The organism is Saccharomonospora iraqiensis subsp. paurometabolica YIM 90007 (assembly GCF_000231035.2).
In the GTDB taxonomy this organism is placed as follows: Bacteria; Actinomycetota; Actinomycetes; order Mycobacteriales; family Pseudonocardiaceae; genus Saccharomonospora; species Saccharomonospora paurometabolica.
Genome location: NZ_KI912187.1, coordinates 55751 through 56738, shown reverse-complemented (window position 1 = coordinate 56738; position 988 = coordinate 55751). Strand labels below are relative to the sequence as shown.

Sequence of the window (988 nt, the reverse complement as noted above, 5' to 3'; positions counted from 1 at the left end):
GGCGGCGTCCGCCAGGGCGGCCGCCACCACCGACAACGCCCGCCCGGCCGCACCGACCGGGGACGTGGCGAGCGTGGCCAGCCCGTGCCGCTCGAGGAACGCCGTGTCGGTCCCACCGGCCAGGAACGCCGGATGCCGCAGCACGTTCACCAGCAGGTCCCGGTTGGTCACCAGGCCGTGCACCGTCGCCCGGGCGAGCGCCCCCGCCAGTGCGCGGGCCGCACTCCCGCGGTCGGGGCCCCGCGCGATCACCTTGGCGAGCATCGGGTCGTAGTGCACGCTCACCTCGGAGCCGTCCCGGACGCCGCTGTCCAGCCGGATCCCGGTGCCCGCCGGGACCCGGAACTCGGCGGTCACCCCCGGCACGGAGAACCGGTGCAGCGTCCCGCTCTGCGGACGCCAGTCGTGCGCGGGATCCTCCGCGTAGAGGCGGGCCTCGATCGCGTGCCCGGACGGTGCGGGCGGGTCCCCGACCAGGCGGTGCCCCTCGGCGACACGCAGCTGCTCGGCCACCAGGTCGACGCCGGTGACGCACTCGGTCACCGGGTGCTCGACCTGGAGCCGGGTGTTCATCTCCAGGAAGTGGAAGGACCCGTCGGTGGCGAGGAACTCGACGGTGCCCGCGCCGACGTAGTCCACCGCCCGGGCGGCGGCGGTGGCGGCCGCGCACAGCCGCTCCCGCATGGCGTCATCGACCAGGGGTGACGGGGACTCCTCCAGCACCTTCTGGTGTCGGCGCTGGATCGAGCACTCCCGCTCCCCCAGCGCCCACACCGTGCCGTGCGCGTCCGCGAGCACCTGGACCTCGATGTGCCGCCCGGACGGGATCCAGCGTTCACAGAACACGGTCGGGTCGCCGAAGGCCGAGGCGGCCTCGGCGCGGGCGCTGTCCACCGCCCCGGGCAGGTCGGCGAGGTCCTCCACCACGCGCATCCCGCGGCCGCCCCCACCCGCGGAGGCCTTCACCAGCACCGGCAGCTCCCCGGCG

Annotated in this window: 1 protein-coding gene; it reads right to left on the bottom strand. The window is 75.8% G+C overall.

The genetic code is table 11. The annotated features are described in order from the left end of the window. The coding region (locus tag SACPADRAFT_RS24645) for an ATP-binding protein (RefSeq protein ID WP_157577010.1) at positions 1 to 988 on the bottom strand (988 nt) is incomplete at both ends.